Here is a 15,573-nt window from a genome sequence, read left to right on the forward strand (position 1 = left end):
TCCAAACCGAACGGGACGATGAAGCCCGATTATAGCAAAAGGTCGTCTGAAAAATTTTTCAGACGACCTTTTGTGTGTTTCAAAATCCTCAAGAAGACTGCTGCCGTTTTTTCGCCTGCGCGTCAAACTCCGCCAGCGTCATGTTCAAAGTCTGCAAACACGGCCTCATCACCGCATCGACAGCTTGGTTCACATGATCCCTTCCTAAAGGCGACGGGCGGTAAACAAAGAGCTTGAAAAGTTCGCTCAACTCAATCGAATCCGCCCCCGTTTTCAACACCCAGCCCTGACGGCCGTTGTAGATATAGCCGTGTCGCGCCAGCTTTTCCAGAAGCTCGCCCAATTCGTCGTAGCCCATATTGATATGTCGTCTGAACTCCTGAACAGGCAAGGCTTTGCCCTCTTTTTGCGCCGCATCCAAAAGCAGCAGGATTTTCAACACATCGTCAAACCGCCCGCGCGCATCGAAGCCCCTGCGGAACGCATCGCCCTGCCAATAAGACAGCGACGAAGTCAGCACCGCGCCGCCCAACACCAGCGTCCACAGCAAATTCAGCCACACCAAGAAAAACGGCACGGCGGCAAACGCCCCGTAAATCGAGCGGTAGCCGTCGAAATTGCCTATATACCAGGCAAACAGGAAACGCGCCGTCTCCAAGCAAAACGCCGTGACCAAAGCCCCGATAAACGCATGACGCGCAGGCACGAAGCGGTTGGGCACAAAACGGTACAGCCCCCACAGCAAAAGCGTGGCAAAAAACAGCGTACCTAAGGTTTGCAGTACCCCCACCACCCATTGCGGCGCAAACGAAGCCAGCGCAGAATCCTGCACCGACCCGACCATAAAAGAAATCCCCACGCCCAAAGACAGCGGCCCAAACGTCAGCAACGCCCAATACACCAAAAACTGCATCATCCAAGGCCGCTGCGTATTGACCCGCCAAATCCGGTTAAACGTATTGTCAATCGTCCGAATCAGCATCAGCGACGTCACCACCAGCATCACACTACCGATCGCCGTCAACTTTCCCGCCTGATCGCGAAACGCATTGATATAATCAAACACCATGTCCGCACCCTGCGGCACAATAGTCTGATTGACGAACGCAACAAAAGAGTCCGACCAACGGTCGAACACAGGAAAAATCGAAGCGACCGCCACCATCACTGTCAACACCGGCACCAAAGCCAGAAGCGTCGTAAACGTCATACTCGACGCCGCCTGCGGCACACGCTCCTCATCAAAACGCCGGACCACAAACCACGCAAACGCAAACACCTTACTACCCAACAAACCTTGCCACCACTTCAAAAACGGCATAATCTTTCCCGAAAAAATAACCAATTAAAAATAAAAAAACAGAAAACGCCGCAGCACACACCACGTCGTCTGAAAACACAGCTTCAACAGCCAAACACCGATTTTCAACCAACCCAATTGTAACGGAATACCCAAATGAACCCAAATCCCCTCAAAATACTCGTCCTCTACTACTCCCAAAACGGCAGCACCCTCAACCTTGCCCGCCAAATCGCACGCGGCATCGAAAGCGTCGCAGGCTGCGAAGCCGTATTGCGCACCGTCCCCAAAGTCTCCACCGTCTGCGAAGCCGTCGAAAAAGACATCCCCGACAGCGGCGCACCCTACGCCACCGCCGAAGACCTCAAAACCTGCGCCGCCCTTGCCCTCGGCAGCCCAACCCGCTTTGGCAACATGGCAGCCGCCATGAAATACTTCATCGACGGCACCATCCCCCAATGGCTCGGCGCAGAACTTGCAGGCAAACCCGCCACCGTCTTCACCAGCACCTCCTCCCAACACGGCGGACAAGAAACCACCCTCCTCACCATGATGCTCCCCCTCCTGCACCACGGCATGATCATCAGCGGCATCCCCTACACCGAATCCGCCCTCAGCAGCACCCAAAGCGGCGGCACCCCCTACGGCGCGTCCCACGTCGCCGGACACGACAGCAAACCCGTCCTGACCGCCGAAGAAAACGACATCGCCTTCGCACAAGGCAAACGGCTGGCAGAACTCGCCGTCAAGTTGGCTTAAGGCGGATAACTTAGAAAACCAATCTGCCAAAAGCCAAAAGGTCGTCTGAAAACCTGATTTCCAAGTTTTCAGACGACCTTTCCATTATTTTTGAGCCCAAATCATTTCTGTCTTTTTATCCATGATTAAACTGCCCTTCGCTCAAAAATTTTGCGGTTTGTTCTGCGGTAATGTGTTTGAACAGCATACCGCTGTGGCTGACGGGCAAGATAACGTGGTCGCGCATATTCGGGCAGCGGGTTTCGCTGACCAAAACCGTGCCGTCGTGTTCGCCGTGCAAGCCCAATACGCGCCCCAGTCCGAGCGGTTTGTTGCCGGCGATACTACCCAGCTCGATATGTTCGGGCAAATCGGGCGTGCCGCCGTCGAGCGCATCGCGATATGCGCCGCCGAGTACGGGGGTTTTCAATCCGAGCCGGAACACCCTTTGCGCAGCCCTGCTGCCTTGATGCGGCGTGCCGAAGGTAACGATGCGGCCGGTGATTTTTTCGGGGTGGGCGGCGGCAAAATGGCGCAATACCAGCCCGCCCAGACTATGTCCGGCAAAATGCAGAGGTTCGCCTGTATCGTGTTTTTCAACAAACTCCGCCAATGCCTGCGTATGCTGCTGCATGGTGTGCCAGACGCTGTAATAACCAAACAGGGCAACGTCAAAGCCTTGTTTCTCCAACATATCCGCTAAAGGCTTCATCACCCAAGAATGCATGTGCAGTCCGTGCAATAAGATGATTTTCGACATGAGGACCTCCTGTATTTTTGCCGTAAGCATTATGCCATAAGTCAGTCAGACCGTATTGCGGACGCGTTTTGTCTTTTGAAAACGGGCTTAAGCTCCGGTTATAGTGGATTAACTTTAAATCAGGACAAGGCGACGAAGCCGCAGACAGTACAGATAGTACGGCAAGGCGAGGCAACGCCGTACTGGTTTAAAGTTAATCCACTATAAAATCTGTTGCCGTAGTTTCAGACGACCTTGGTTTGAGCGGATCAGGTTTAAAAGTTCGTCCCAAAGAAAAAAGGTCGTCTGAAAACCTGATTTCCAAGTTTTCAGACGACCTTCTGTTCAGACAATGCTTACTCGTCGGCTTTATAACCTTTTAGAGCAAAGAAGACAATGTAGAGGTAGCACACGGCTGATACGATAAAAGACGACATCAGGCTGTAAGTATCGACCGCCCAACCTTGTACGACCGGAACAATCGCACCGCCGACGATGGCAGTACAAAGTACGCCAGAAGCGGCATTGGTGAATTTACCGAGGTTTTTGGTCGCCAGCGAGAAGATGGTCGGGAACATGATGGAGTTGAAGAAGCCGATGGCAAGCAGCGCCCACATAGCGACGTCGGCATTGCCTTTACCGGTCATCATGGCGATGATGAGCAGGACAACGGCGATAGTGGCGTTGAAGGCAAGATAGCGGTTGGGCGCGATTTTCGCCATAACTGCCGAGCCGAGGAAGCGTCCGACCATGGCACCGCCCCAGTAGAACGACAGGTATTGCGCGGCAGAAGCGTGATCCAATCCTTTCAGGAAGCCCAAGACGTTAACCATCAGCGAGCCGATGGATACTTCCGCGCCGACATAGCAGAAAATACCTGCCGCACCGAGAACAAGGTGTTTGTATTGCCACACGCTGCTTTTGCCGTCATGGTTGTGTTCGCTTTCTGCTTCGGCGATTTTACGCGCGTCAGGTAGGCGGATCATTTTCACGAAGACTGCAAGGATAATCAACAGACCTGCCAAACCCAAGTAAGGGATTTGAACGGAGGAAATCTTTTCGGCTTTGCTGACGGTCTGCGTCGCATCTGCCAGAATCAGGAACGCGCCAATTTGCGGGGCGATGGTCGTACCCAATGAGTTGAATGCCTGCACCAAAGTCAGCGTAGCGGATTCTTTGCCCGGTTTCGCCAACAGAGTTACATACGGGTTACCCGCAACCTGCAACAGGGTTACACCCGAAGCAAGAATGAAGAGCGCGCCCAAGAAAGTCGGGTAAGAGTGGCTGCCCGCAGCAGGATAAAACAGCAAGCATCCGACGGCGGTCAGCAAGAAGCCGCCGATTACGCCATTTTTATAGCCGATTTTACCGACGAGATGCCCCATCGGAATCGACATGATGGCATAGGCGGTAAAGAAGCAGAACTGAATCAGCATCGCCTGAACATAAGTCAGATCGAAAATTTCTTTCAGATGCGGAATCAAGATGTCGTTCATGCAGGTAATGAAACCCATCATGAAGAAGAGCGTGGTCAGGACGACCAGCGCGGAATTATGGTTTTGTTGTGATGGCGTAGACATGATTTGCCTTTCGATTTAGATTTATTGGAATTGACCGTACAAACAGTTAATATCCGTTAATAACGGGCTGAATCATACTGGCTTTTGCCATTCTTGCAAACACTGAAAACACGCCGACTACATCGAGTTTCAGCAAGATTCTGTCCGATAAAGCATTTTATAGACAGAATCCGTCCAAATTTTACAAAAAACCCGCCCACAAACGACTTAGAATCTTATTTCAGACGACCTTTGACCTGACGCAAACTTCTCCGCCATGCCCCTCATTTACGCCTATCTCGGACTCGCCGCCTCCGCCTTTACCTCCGCCACCATCCTACCGGGCACATCCGAAGCCGCCTTCGCCGCGTTTATCTACAACTATCCCGAACAGGCATACGGCGCGTGGTTGTGCGCCGGACTGGCAAACGGCTTGGGCAGCATGGTTTCCTATTGGATGGGGCGGCTGATTCCGTCTAAGAAAAGGTCGTCTGAAAAGACCCTGCGCCTGCTCCAACGCTGGGGCACCCTGCCCCTTTTGTTTGCCTGGCTGCCCGTTATCGGCGACGCGCTGCCCATTGCCGCAGGCTGGCTCAGGCTCAACCCCTACACTTCCGCCCTCATGCTCCTGACCGGAAAAATCCTGCGCTACGGCATCATCCTTGCCGGTATCAAAGGCATGATGTAGCCCGTCGCCACAAAACCTGCCGCATTCATTTTCAGACGACCTGAAACAGCGTAAAATCCAAAAGGAAATATCCCGTCCCTTCATTTTTGCAAAGCGAGAAATCATGTTCTTCAATCACATCGAAGCCGCCCCCGCAGACCCCATCTTAGGCTTGGGCGAAGCATTCAAAGCCGAAACCCGTCCCGAAAAAGTCAACCTCGGCATCGGCGTTTATAAAGACGCATCCGGTGCGACCCCCATCGTCAAAGCCGTCAAAGAAGCCGAAAAACGCCTGCTTGAGAGCGAAACCACCAAAAACTACCTCACCATCGACGGCGTTGCCGACTACAACGAGCAAACCCAAATCCTCCTCTTTGGCGCAGACCACGAAATCGTCGCCAGCCGCCGCGCCAAAACCGCCCAAAGCCTCGGCGGCACAGGCGCATTGCGTATTGCCGCCGAGTTCGCCAAACGCCAGTTGAACGCACAAACCGTCTGGATTTCCAACCCCACATGGCCCAACCACAACGCCATCTTCAAAGCCGTCGGCATTCAAGACAAGCCCTACCGTTACTACGACGCCGCCAAACACGGCTTAGACTGGGACGGCATGATTGAAGACCTCGGCCAAGCGCAAAAAGGCGACGTCGTCCTCTTGCACGGCTGCTGCCACAACCCCACCGGCATCGACCCCACGCCCGAACAATGGGAAACCCTCGCCAAACTTTCTGCCGAAAAAGGCTGGCTGCCCCTGTTTGACTTCGCCTACCAAGGCTTCGGCAACGGCCTCGAAGAAGACGCATACGGCTTGCGCACCTTCTTGAAATACAACAAAGAATTGCTCATCGCCAGCTCCTATTCCAAAAACTTCGGCATGTACAACGAACGCGTCGGCGCATTCACCTTAGTCGCAGAAGACGAAGCCACCGCCGCCCGCGCCCACAGCCAAGTCAAAACCATCATCCGCACCCTCTACTCCAACCCCGCCTCCCACGGCGCGAACACCATCGCCCTCGTGTTGAAAGACGCGGATTTGAAAGCACAATGGATTGCCGAACTCGACGAAATGCGCGGCCGCATCAAAGCCATGCGCCAAAAATTCGTCGAACTGCTCAAAGCCAAAGGTGCAAATCAAGACTTCGACTTCATCATCGAACAAAACGGCATGTTCTCCTTCAGCGGCCTCACGCCCGAACAAGTCGACCGCCTGAAAAACGAGTTCGCCATCTACGCCGTGCGCTCCGGCCGCATCAACGTCGCCGGCATTACCGATGACAACATCGACTACCTGTGCGAAAGCATCGTAAAAGTGTTGTAATCCGCATCAGGCAATACAAAAAGGTCGTCTGAAAACCTAGGCTTCAGGTTTTCAGACGACCTTTTTTGACAACGCGGATTCGGGCTAAGCCAAACCGTAACGCAGGCTATGGCCGCGAATTTATAGTGGATTAAATTTAAATCAGGACAAGGCGACGAAGACGCAGACAGTACAGATAGTACGGCAAGGCAAGGCAACGCCGTACTGGTTTAAAGTTAATCCACTATAACAAACAAACCCGTATCAAAACTCTAACGGGTAGGCTGTAACAACCTCAAAACATACCGGCAAATAAAAAGCCCGGACATTTGTCCAGGCTTTTTAAATTTGGTGGGTCGTGAGCGATTCGAACGCTCGACCAACGGATTAAAAGTCCGCTGCTCTACCGACTGAGCTAACGACCCGATAAGCTGCAAATTATAGAAGGCGAGACTTTTCGTGTCAAGCAATTTTCTCAAAACAACAAGATTAAATCTTTAAATATTTGATTTTCCGATTATTCGCTTTTGCATAATCTTCAGCACCACAAGGTCGTCTGAAACCGTTCGAAAGGCTTTCAGACGACCTCTGCCCGTTATTCCACTACAATTTTTGGGAAGCGGCTGCTGAAATCTTTGCCTTTGTCTGCAATGGTCAGGGCGATTTGGAAGGCTGCGTCGGTGTAGATTTTGGCAATGGCGGGATGGTCGTCAAACAACTGTTTCGCCGCGCCGCCATCCATTGCTTCACGCACGGGCAGGCTTAACGGAAGCTGTCCGAGCAGCGGGACATTCAGACGACCTGCCAAGTTTTTGCCGCCTTCAGAACCGAAAATAGCTTCGGTATGGCCGCAATTGGAGCAGATATGTACCGACATGTTTTCGAGTACGCCGAAAATCGGGATGTTGACTTTGTTGAACATATCGACCGCCTTGCGTGCGTCAATCAGGGCGATGTCTTGCGGCGTGGTAACGACGACCGAGCCGGTTACGGGGATTTTCTGCGACAGGGTGAGCTGGATGTCACCTGTACCCGGCGGCAGGTCGATGAAGAGATAGTCCACTTCGTCCCACTCGCTTTGGAACATCAACTGCTGCAAGGCTTGGCTTACCATCGGGCCTCGCCAAACGACGGCTTGGTCGGTATCGACCAAAAAGCCGATGGACATCACTTGGATGCCGCTGTCGGCTTCGACGGGAATTAGTTTTTGTTTTTTTTGGTCGGGTTTGCGGTCTTGCACGCCCAACATAGTCGGCTGGCTGGGGCCGTAGAGATCGGCATCCAACACGCCCACGCGCGCGCCCATGCGTGCCATGGCGGTAGCGAGATTGGCAGTGGTAGTGGATTTGCCGACACCGCCTTTGCCGGATGCAACGGCGATAATGTTTTTGACGCCTTTGATAGTGGCGACACCGGGCTGTACTTTGTGCGTTGTGATTTCAGTGTCAATGCTGAGATGGATATGCGCGTCGCCTGTGATGCCGATGACGGCTTCTTGCAGGCTGTTGGCGATGTCGGCAGCGATATGACCGACGGGGAATCCGAATTTCAGTCCGATATAAAGGCCGTCGGAACGTTCTTCCAACAGCTTGACGGCTTTTTCGCTGCCGAGCGTGCGCTCGGTGCCGGGGATTTTTACTGCTTCGATTGCGGCGGAAATGGCGGGAATATTCATGTTGTTCTCTCTGATGCGGTGGCGTTTGAAACAAAACGAATGATACCGTATTGCCTTGTTCGGACGCAAAATATTGCGGGCTTGGCGTTTCAGACGACTTCTCGCATGAAACGCCAAGCCCGCGGGGAAATGCGTATAATGACCGCCTGACAAAATTTGTAAGCATCAAAATAAGATTATGGATATTTCCGATTTCGATTTCACCCTGCCCGACCGATTAATTGCCCAGCATCCGCCCGAAGTGCGCGGCAGCAGCCACCTTTTGGTCGCACTACCCGATATGCCGCTGCAAGACCGGGCGTTTGGCGATTTGCCTAATTATATTGAGGCGGGCGACGTTTTGGTGTTCAACAACACCAAAGTCATGAAAGCGCGGCTGTTCGGGCAAAAAGAGAGTGGCGGCAAAATCGAAGCTTTGATAGAGCGCGTTTTGGACAACCACACCGCGCTGGCGCATATCCGTTCGTCCAAATCGCCCAAGCCCGGCACGAAGCTGATTTTCGAAGGCGATATTTGTGCCGTCATGGTTGAGCGTGCGGACGAACTGTTCTGCCTGCGTTTTGAAGGCGAACAAACCGTTTACGAACTTTTGGAGCAAAACGGCCATTTGCCGCTGCCGCCCTATATCGAACGCGCTGCCGACGCGAATGACGACAAGCGTTATCAAACCATCTATGCCAAACATCAGGGCGCGGTCGCGGCGCCGACGGCAGGTTTGCATTTTACAGACGAGCTTTTAGGTCGTCTGAAAGCCAAAGGCGTGGAAACGGCGGAAGTCACCCTGCACGTCGGCGCAGGAACGTTCCAGCCCGTGCGTGTGGACAAAATCGAAGAACACAAGATGCACAGCGAATGGTTTGACGTACTGCCCGAAACCGTCGCCGCCATCGAAGCCGCCCATGCGCGTGGAAACAAAGTTTGGGCAGTCGGCACCACTTCCATGCGCGCCCTCGAATCCGCCGCGCGCGAGACAGGTCGTCTGAAAGCAGGACAGGGCGATACCGATATTTTCATCACGCCGGGCTACCGCTTCCGCGTCATCGACCGCCTGATTACCAATTTCCACCTGCCCAAATCCACGCTCCTGATGCTCGTCAGCGCGTTTTCGGGTATGGAACACATCCGCGCAGTGTACCGCCATGCGGTCGAACATGAATACCGTTTTTTCAGCTACGGGGATGCGATGGTTTTGGGGCGGAGCGAAACGGACATCGCAGATTAAAAGATACTGCCCATCCTGCCGCCTTTCCCGCTCTGAAAATCGGCTTTTGAATTCAGCAATGGTTTTTAAACGCCTATTTCGTAAAATTTCCTATGAATTTCCCGCCCGCGCGGGAATGACGGCAGGAATCTTACTATTTTCGGTTCGCCATCAGTCTCCCGGTTCAATATGAAACCGGCTTTAATTCATGAAGTTGAACTTCAATTATTTGCATCTTCCTTTTCTTGATTGGTTTTCCTGAAAATTCGTCTAACAAAAACATAGGGAAGAAATATTGAAAGAAAATTCAAAGTCCCCTGAATAAAATTCAAATTCCAACTGTATTTATTGATATAGCCGAGAAGGAACATATCGGATAAAAAATATAGAAATTGATAACAAGCTATGACCAATATTACGAAAAATATAAACTGCTTCCAGTTGTTCATAGAATACCTCACACCTTTTCCAAAAGGTCCAATGCTGCCAACAATAAATCCATTCCCTTGCTGCTTCATGTTTTTCCTGATTGAAGCCTGCCGGTAGGTTTTTCAATAACAAAGATTCATTCTTGCCGATGCGTTCTAAAGCTTTTTCAGACTCATCCGTACTTATTCCCCATCAAAGACGCTTTACATTCAGCCGCAGCTTGATGTCGTCTGAAAACGCGGTTACGTTGGAGTTGATGATGAAAGGTCGTCTGAAATTTTTCAGACGACCTTTTCGCATCCGCACCTCAAACGTGATGGATAACCAGTTTCTTGCCCTGATAATCCAATACGTCCACATCCATATCAAACAAATCTTTAATATTTTCAGCGGTAAAAATGTCGTTCGGCGCGCCAGTCATGGCGACTTGTCCGTTTTTCATGGCGACGACGTGGTCGGCGTAGGCGGCGGCTTGGTTGATGTCGTGCAGGACGACGACGGTGGTGCGCTTGTGTTCGCGGGTCAGTCGTTGGAGCAGCTGCATGAGGGCGCGGGCGTGGTACATATCGAGGTTGTTGAGCGGTTCGTCCAAGAGGACGTAATCGGTGCTTTGGCAGAAGACCATGGCAATCATGGCGCGTTGGCGTTGTCCGCCGGAGAGTTCGGTCAGGTAGCGGTTGGCGAAGCTGTCCAGTTTGAACTCGGAAAGTGCGTTTTCGACGATGGCGAGGTCTTCGGGGGTCGGTCTGCCTTGATGGTAGGGATAACGCCCGAACATGAGCAGGTCGCGCACGGTAATGCGGCTCATGACGCTGTTTTCTTGGGTCAGGATGGAGAGCGTTTTTGCCAGCTCGGCGGTGGGCGTGGTCGAAACATCTTTGCCGGCGTAGCTGATGCTGCCCTGTTCCAGCGGGCGGAGGCGCGCCATGAAGGAGAGGAGCGTGGATTTGCCTGCGCCGTTTGGACCGATGAGCGCGGTGATGCCGCCTTCGGGGATGTCGAGGCTGACGTTGTTGAGGATGGGGTTGCCGCCGATGTGGAAGCTGACGTTGCGGATGGTAATCATGATGAGTGTGATGTGTGGATTTGTTTTCAGACGACCTCCGAACATGAGAGGTCGTCTGAAAAGGATGGGCTTCAGATTTCGCGAACGATGACGAATTGGGGATTGTCTGCCAAATCAATCAAGAAGGCTTTGACACGCGCCTGCCAGAGTTCGCCGAAACGTTTGAGTTCTTCTGCGGTGGCGGTGCCGCTGACGGCTTTGGGCATGATGTCGCGCATTTCGGGGGCGAAGGGCTGCATGGCGGCGTTGAGGCTGACGGTGACGGTTTTGCCGTTGTCTTTACGGCGCAGGGTCAGCGTGCCTTCGATGTCGGCATCGAAACTCAACAGGTTGCGGCGGGCGAAGCGTCCTTGCGGGCCGACGCCGCCGAAGCCGGTTTCGGGAGCGGCGCCGGTTAAGAGTTGGACGACGGATGCGGTAACGCCGACCGTGCCTTCGTCGCGCGCGCCTTGCATGGCGGCTTCGATTCCGCCGCGCTGCGGCAGATCGCTGCCGTAAAGTGCTTTCAGGCCTTTAAGCGTCATGAGGTACGCGCCTGCAACGGTGGGGCAGGAGTGTCCGCACAGGCGGACGGCATCGGCGTAGCGATACTGCATGATGCCCTCCTCTGCCGCGCCGAGAAATTCGGCGAGCGCGTCTTGGACGGTCAGCGTCGGGGCTTGCTCGAAAAATTCGGGAAAGTGTTCTTGAGTCATACGGTATCCTTTTGCTTTAAAGAGGTCGTCTGAATCTGTTTTCAGACGACCTTTGTGCTTATTTCAACAGGGTGCGTTTATCGTTGATAAACATTTCGGCAATTTTACTTGAACCGAACGGGTTGAGGTGGTTGGTATCGAAATACACCGGCAGCCCGTCTATAAGTTTGTCCGCGGGGATGTACTGCATAAAGTCCACCCACTGCACGCCGCGGTGCTGCTTCACGATTTTTTCGACTTCGTCTTCCGACTTGGCGGAATCGCGGACTTCTTCTTTTTTATCCTCTGAAACATAATTGATGTCGATGCCAAGCTTTTGTCTCAGGTAATAACGCCGCAACGGCAGCTGCCCGTCCATGGGCGTATCGGCCAAAACGTACACTTTTTTGCCCGCCTTCACCAAATCCTCCAGCATTGTGTTGAACCGTTCCAAAAATTCCGGTTTGGCGGTATGGAGGAACCAGCGTTGCGAAATGATGATGACAGGATAGTCTTTGGTTTTTTGTTCGATAAACCTGTTATACGGATTGCAGCGGTCAGCGCGGCGGTCGCTGTCGGGCAGGGTAAATCCAAACGCGGTGGCGCAGCTGTTGGACGTAATGACGTCTGCCGACCAGCCTTCTTTTTTGCCGACAATGTCGAGGAACGGGCTTAAATGGGCGGCATGTGAGTCGCCGATGACCAAAACTTCAGGTTTTTGGTTTGCCGCGCCGACGGCGCAATCGGTTTTAGTCAGCGTGTCCGCGCAAATTTTGCTTTCATCGGCTTTGTACAAACTGCTTTCAAACGCGGCGGGTTTGGCGGTCATCAGGTAGGTTGCCGCAGGAATCAGCAGCGCGAAATAAGCCACCATGCTCCATTTGAATTTCGCCGTCGTAAAATTCTTCGCCTTCCGCGCCGGTGTTTCCACAAAATAATAAGACAATACCGACAACAGCAGCATGATGATGACAGCCAATGCCGATGCGGCAAGCGGAAGCTGCGCGTCCATATAGATGTAACGCATCATCGCCAACACCACCCAGTGCCACAAATACAGCGAATACGAAATCAGACCGACAAACACAACCGGCTTGAGGCTCAACAGTTTGGACGTATTGAAACCTTCCTGCATCTGCAATGATTTGCCCGAGTAAATCAAACCGCCAACCGCCGTACAGCAAAGCAGCCGTTCGATGTTTCCCGCACCGGGCAGGACGCCGTAGGGCAGCACCAGCGTGACGGCGATGACCGCCATCATCAGCCATCCGAACAGCGGCGTACTGGCTTTGTCGTTTTGTTCGGCGGGCGGAATAAAGGCAAAAAGCGAACCGACCAGCAGCTCATAAGCGCGCACATGCGGCAGGAAATACGCCTCCATACCCAAAGTCGGCAACAGCGCGGAAAACAGGCTGATGACAATCAGCAAAAGGATAAACGTCCGCACATTGCGCCGTTTGCTGATACGGAAAAACAGAATCAGCAACGCGGGGAAAATAAAGTAAAACTGTTCTTCCAACGACAGCGACCAAATATGTTGCAACGGCTTTTCCGTCGCATCCGCATCAAAATAACCGCCACGGCGCGCAAAAAACAGATTGGCGGCAAACAGCAAGGCATAGACGGCAGATTTGACGTATTGGCGCAAATCGAAAGACAAAAAGAAAATGGCGGCAACGACCGTCGTGCAAAGCAATACGCAGGCAAAGACCGGCAAAATGCGTTTGGCGCGTCGTTTATAAAACTCGAGAAACGAAAAGCTGCCGTCGTGAATCTCGCGGCTGATAATGGTCGTAATCAGGTATCCCGACAACACGAAAAACATATCCACGCCCAAAAAACCGCCCGGCAGCCATTGGGGATCGATATGAAATACGATGACGGATAAAACCGCCAATGCCCGTATCCCATCCAAATCAGGACGGTATTTCAACACTTTACTCATAGTACGCACCTTGATAGTGATGCTTATTATGAGTAAGAACTCGATATTTAGTTTCATTCACGCTATCAAATCCAAGGGCGTGGAAAACGAAATATACCGTTTGGAAATAGTGGTTTACGCCATTCGAATTCAGGCTCAAAAAGTTTTCAGACGACCTAGCGCTTGCGTTTCAACACCAAATACAAAAACACCAGCCCGCCGGCAAATTCAACCACCACGCTCAACACCGCCTTCATACCGAGCAGGTGTTCGAACACGGTTTGTCCGCCGACCAGCAGGATGCCGCCGACACACACCGTCATCGGCAGCCGCACGCTATGGCGCACGCTCGGGGCGAAATGGTTGGCAAGCGCGGCAGCCAGCAGGCCGAAGAAGCTGACCGGCCCGACCACCGCCGTCGCCGTCGCCACGAGCGCGGCAATCCAAAGCAGCAGCCACAAGGTATTGCGCGTATAGTTTATGCCCAAGTTAATCGTTTGGTCGCGCCCCAAAAGATGAACGTCCAGACGGTGCCGCTCGCGCCAAACCGCCACCACACTCGCCAGCAGAATCAGCGCGCCTACGCCCAAAAGCTCGCTGTGAACCGTATTGAAGTTTGCAAACATGTTCGCCTGCGCCGCCGTAAATTCCTCCGGATCAATCATGCGCGTCAGCAGCGAAGAGAGGCTGCGGAACAAAATCCCGAAAATCACGCCGATTAAAATCATGCGCGACAAATCGCGTCCGCCCTGCCGGATGAGTGTGTAAAACAAAAGCAGCGAGCCGCCCATCATCATCACCAGCTCAAAGCCGAACTTACCCGTCAGCGGCAGCGACGTATAGCCCACCCCGCCCAAGGCAAACAGCAAAAGCGTTTGCAAAAACACATAAAGCGAATCGAAGCCCAAAATCGAAGGCGTAAGAATCGGATTGTTCGTCAGCGTTTGGAAAAGCTGGGTCGAAACCCCGACCGCGTACGCCACCAACAGCAAAGCCGCCAGCTTGGTCAGCCGCAGCTGCAACACAAAATCCCAATCGCCTTGGATGTTCAAAGTCAGGAACAAGGTGCAACACGCCAGCAGCAAGACAAACGCCGCCCACAGCGGACGGGAAGAACCCTGCATAAACGCAACCTTGTTTGAGCGAAGCGCGCTACGCTTGTTTTCAGACGACATGGGCAGGTTTCCTCAACAAAATCCACAAGAACAACACCGTACCCAACACACCGAACACGGTTGAGACCGGAATCTCAAACGGGAACACAATCACGCGCCCCAAAATATCGCACAAAAGCACCAACGACGCGCCGAGCAAAGCCACCGCAGGCAGACTTTGGCGCAGCTTGTCGCCCATCAGGCGGCTGATGATGTTCGGCACGACCAGCCCGATAAACGGAATATTGCCGACCGTTACCAACACCAGCGACGTAATCAGCGCGACAATCACCAAACCTACCCACAACACCGCCGTCCGGTTCAGACCCAAATTCACGCTCACCGTTTCGCCCAAGCCCAAAATCGTCAGCTGATCGGCAATCAAATACGCCGCCAACGCCAAGCCGCCCGTCAGCCACAGCAATTCGTAACGCCCCAACAGCACGCCCGAAAAATCGCCCTGCTGCCACACGCTCAACATCTGCATCATCTCAAACTCATACGCGATAAACGTCGTCACCGCCTCGATAACGCCGCCGAAAATAATCCCCACCAGCGGCACCATCAACTGCGCCGTCGGCGGCAAACGGCGTATCAGCATCATAAACACCAACATCCCCGCCAACGCCGCCGCAGCCGCCACCGACATCTTCGCCGTCAGCCCCGCAGCCGGAAGCACCAGCGTCATCACCAACACGCCCAACGCCGCGCTCTGGCTCGCCCCCACCATAGACGGCTCGACAAAACGGTTGCGCATCAAAATCTGCATAATCATCCCCGCCACCGCCATCGACGCTCCCGTCAGCACAATCGCAAACGTGCGCGGCAGGCGGCTGACCAACATCAGTTCCGTGCTGTCAGACAAAGTCCAGCGAAACACATCCGCCCAGCGGAAATCGCCGACGCCCACCGACAGGCTGACGACAAACAGCACCACCAGCACAAAGCAGTTGATTAAATTTAAAGATAAAGGTTTGACGTACATAAGGGGAAAATGTGAAATATTTAAAACATGGTAATAGCCATATTCGGCAATGTAATGCATCTTCCCCTCTTTCAACATGAGGGGACACTTTGAATTTCGGCGTCTTTTAAAACAATCTCATCCTAAATACCCCATCCTTTCAGGATATGGCAAGGGACAAAATTG

The 15,573-nt window shown here is 53.0% G+C and carries 14 protein-coding genes and 1 tRNA gene; 4 read left to right on the forward strand and 11 right to left on the reverse strand.

Going from position 1 to position 15,573, the window contains the following annotated elements; translation table 11 throughout:
• Positions 1 to 88 precede the first annotated feature (88 nt).
• Entirely contained in the window at positions 89 to 1,321 is a 1,233-nt protein-coding gene (locus tag J7445_RS08745; RefSeq protein ID WP_070540327.1) for a YihY family inner membrane protein, read from the reverse strand.
• A gap of 135 nt (positions 1,322 to 1,456) precedes the next feature.
• On the opposite strand from J7445_RS08745, the gene wrbA reads away from it, so the two are divergent.
• Complete coding sequence (wrbA, locus tag J7445_RS08750) at positions 1,457 to 2,059, forward strand: NAD(P)H:quinone oxidoreductase (protein ID WP_003743854.1); 603 nt, start codon at positions 1,457 to 1,459, stop codon at positions 2,057 to 2,059.
• A gap of 115 nt (positions 2,060 to 2,174) precedes the next feature.
• On the opposite strand, the gene J7445_RS08755 is transcribed toward wrbA, so the two are convergent.
• Together J7445_RS08755 and J7445_RS08760 are read right to left on the reverse strand one after the other, a co-directional pair.
• Positions 2,175 to 2,798 (reverse strand): esterase/lipase family protein, encoded by a 624-nt coding sequence (locus J7445_RS08755; protein ID WP_039856191.1) that lies wholly within the window; start codon positions 2,796 to 2,798, stop codon positions 2,175 to 2,177.
• A gap of 335 nt (positions 2,799 to 3,133) precedes the next feature.
• Positions 3,134 to 4,357 (reverse strand): sugar MFS transporter, encoded by a 1,224-nt coding sequence (locus J7445_RS08760; RefSeq protein WP_003743849.1) that lies wholly within the window; start codon positions 4,355 to 4,357, stop codon positions 3,134 to 3,136.
• A gap of 256 nt (positions 4,358 to 4,613) precedes the next feature.
• On the opposite strand from J7445_RS08760, the gene J7445_RS08765 reads away from it, so the two are divergent.
• Together J7445_RS08765 and J7445_RS08770 are read left to right on the forward strand one after the other, a co-directional pair.
• The gene (locus tag J7445_RS08765; RefSeq protein ID WP_016687456.1) at positions 4,614 to 5,024 is read left to right on the forward strand and encodes a YqaA family protein; all 411 of its coding nucleotides are present in this window, start codon (positions 4,614 to 4,616) and stop codon (positions 5,022 to 5,024) included.
• A 103-nt stretch (positions 5,025 to 5,127) separates the two neighbouring features.
• Positions 5,128 to 6,321, forward strand: coding sequence for an amino acid aminotransferase (locus J7445_RS08770; protein ID WP_049228719.1), 1,194 nt, complete (start codon positions 5,128 to 5,130; stop codon positions 6,319 to 6,321).
• A gap of 328 nt (positions 6,322 to 6,649) precedes the next feature.
• Here the strand turns inward: J7445_RS08770 and J7445_RS08775 are convergent.
• Positions 6,650 to 6,725, reverse strand: a tRNA-Lys gene (locus tag J7445_RS08775).
• A gap of 170 nt (positions 6,726 to 6,895) precedes the next feature.
• Entirely contained in the window at positions 6,896 to 7,975 is a 1,080-nt protein-coding gene (apbC, locus tag J7445_RS08780) for an iron-sulfur cluster carrier protein ApbC (protein WP_070656596.1), read from the reverse strand.
• A gap of 178 nt (positions 7,976 to 8,153) precedes the next feature.
• Here apbC and queA point away from each other — a divergent pair, with 178 nt between their 5' ends.
• A complete protein-coding gene (gene queA / locus J7445_RS08785) occupies positions 8,154 to 9,197 on the forward strand; it encodes a tRNA preQ1(34) S-adenosylmethionine ribosyltransferase-isomerase QueA (RefSeq protein ID WP_070656594.1) in 1,044 nt (347 codons plus the stop codon).
• A 200-nt stretch (positions 9,198 to 9,397) separates the two neighbouring features.
• On the opposite strand, the gene J7445_RS08790 is transcribed toward queA, so the two are convergent.
• The 6 genes from J7445_RS08790 to J7445_RS08815 form a co-directional block, all read right to left on the reverse strand.
• Entirely contained in the window at positions 9,398 to 9,625 is a 228-nt protein-coding gene (locus tag J7445_RS08790; RefSeq protein WP_029609675.1) for a hypothetical protein, read from the reverse strand.
• 287 nt (positions 9,626 to 9,912) lie between these two features.
• A complete protein-coding gene (locus J7445_RS08795; protein ID WP_039862830.1) occupies positions 9,913 to 10,671 on the reverse strand; it encodes an iron ABC transporter ATP-binding protein in 759 nt (252 codons plus the stop codon).
• 71 nt (positions 10,672 to 10,742) lie between these two features.
• A complete protein-coding gene (locus tag J7445_RS08800) occupies positions 10,743 to 11,366 on the reverse strand; it encodes an FmdE family protein (protein WP_070869830.1) in 624 nt (207 codons plus the stop codon).
• Between the two features lie 58 nt (positions 11,367 to 11,424).
• Positions 11,425 to 13,290 (reverse strand): acyltransferase family protein, encoded by a 1,866-nt coding sequence (locus J7445_RS08805; RefSeq protein WP_070869831.1) that lies wholly within the window; start codon positions 13,288 to 13,290, stop codon positions 11,425 to 11,427.
• A gap of 155 nt (positions 13,291 to 13,445) precedes the next feature.
• The gene (locus J7445_RS08810) at positions 13,446 to 14,444 is read right to left on the reverse strand and encodes an iron chelate uptake ABC transporter family permease subunit (RefSeq protein WP_094113433.1); all 999 of its coding nucleotides are present in this window, start codon (positions 14,442 to 14,444) and stop codon (positions 13,446 to 13,448) included.
• Positions 14,434 to 15,408 (reverse strand): ABC transporter permease, encoded by a 975-nt coding sequence (locus J7445_RS08815; RefSeq protein WP_070656600.1) that lies wholly within the window; start codon positions 15,406 to 15,408, stop codon positions 14,434 to 14,436. Before J7445_RS08815 ends, J7445_RS08810 begins: the two co-directional genes overlap by 11 nt.
• Between the last annotated feature and the right edge of the window lie 165 nt (positions 15,409 to 15,573).

Origin of the sequence: Neisseria sicca (genome assembly GCF_017753665.1) — a bacterium.
Taxonomy (GTDB): Bacteria; Pseudomonadota; Gammaproteobacteria; order Burkholderiales; family Neisseriaceae; genus Neisseria; species Neisseria flava.

Excerpts from the sequence above, each read along its gene's own strand:
- J7445_RS08755 (WP_039856191.1), bottom strand. The coding sequence starts at position 2,798 with ATGTCGAAAATCATCTTATTGCACGGACTGCACATGCATTCTTGGGTG.
- J7445_RS08760 (WP_003743849.1), bottom strand. The coding sequence starts at position 4,357 with ATGTCTACGCCATCACAACAAAACCATAATTCCGCGCTGGTCGTCCTG.
- J7445_RS08805 (WP_070869831.1), bottom strand. The coding sequence starts at position 13,290 with ATGAGTAAAGTGTTGAAATACCGTCCTGATTTGGATGGGATACGGGCA.
- queA (WP_070656594.1), top strand. The coding sequence starts at position 8,154 with ATGGATATTTCCGATTTCGATTTCACCCTGCCCGACCGATTAATTGCC.
- J7445_RS08795 (WP_039862830.1), bottom strand. The coding sequence starts at position 10,671 with ATGATTACCATCCGCAACGTCAGCTTCCACATCGGCGGCAACCCCATC.
- J7445_RS08815 (WP_070656600.1), bottom strand. The coding sequence starts at position 15,408 with ATGTACGTCAAACCTTTATCTTTAAATTTAATCAACTGCTTTGTGCTG.
- wrbA (WP_003743854.1), top strand. The coding sequence starts at position 1,457 with ATGAACCCAAATCCCCTCAAAATACTCGTCCTCTACTACTCCCAAAAC.
- apbC (WP_070656596.1), bottom strand. The coding sequence starts at position 7,975 with ATGAATATTCCCGCCATTTCCGCCGCAATCGAAGCAGTAAAAATCCCC.
- J7445_RS08810 (WP_094113433.1), bottom strand. The coding sequence starts at position 14,444 with ATGTCGTCTGAAAACAAGCGTAGCGCGCTTCGCTCAAACAAGGTTGCG.
- J7445_RS08745 (WP_070540327.1), bottom strand. The coding sequence starts at position 1,321 with ATGCCGTTTTTGAAGTGGTGGCAAGGTTTGTTGGGTAGTAAGGTGTTT.
- J7445_RS08770 (WP_049228719.1), top strand. The coding sequence starts at position 5,128 with ATGTTCTTCAATCACATCGAAGCCGCCCCCGCAGACCCCATCTTAGGC.
- J7445_RS08790 (WP_029609675.1), bottom strand. The coding sequence starts at position 9,625 with ATGAACAACTGGAAGCAGTTTATATTTTTCGTAATATTGGTCATAGCT.
- J7445_RS08800 (WP_070869830.1), bottom strand. The coding sequence starts at position 11,366 with ATGACTCAAGAACACTTTCCCGAATTTTTCGAGCAAGCCCCGACGCTG.
- J7445_RS08765 (WP_016687456.1), top strand. The coding sequence starts at position 4,614 with ATGCCCCTCATTTACGCCTATCTCGGACTCGCCGCCTCCGCCTTTACC.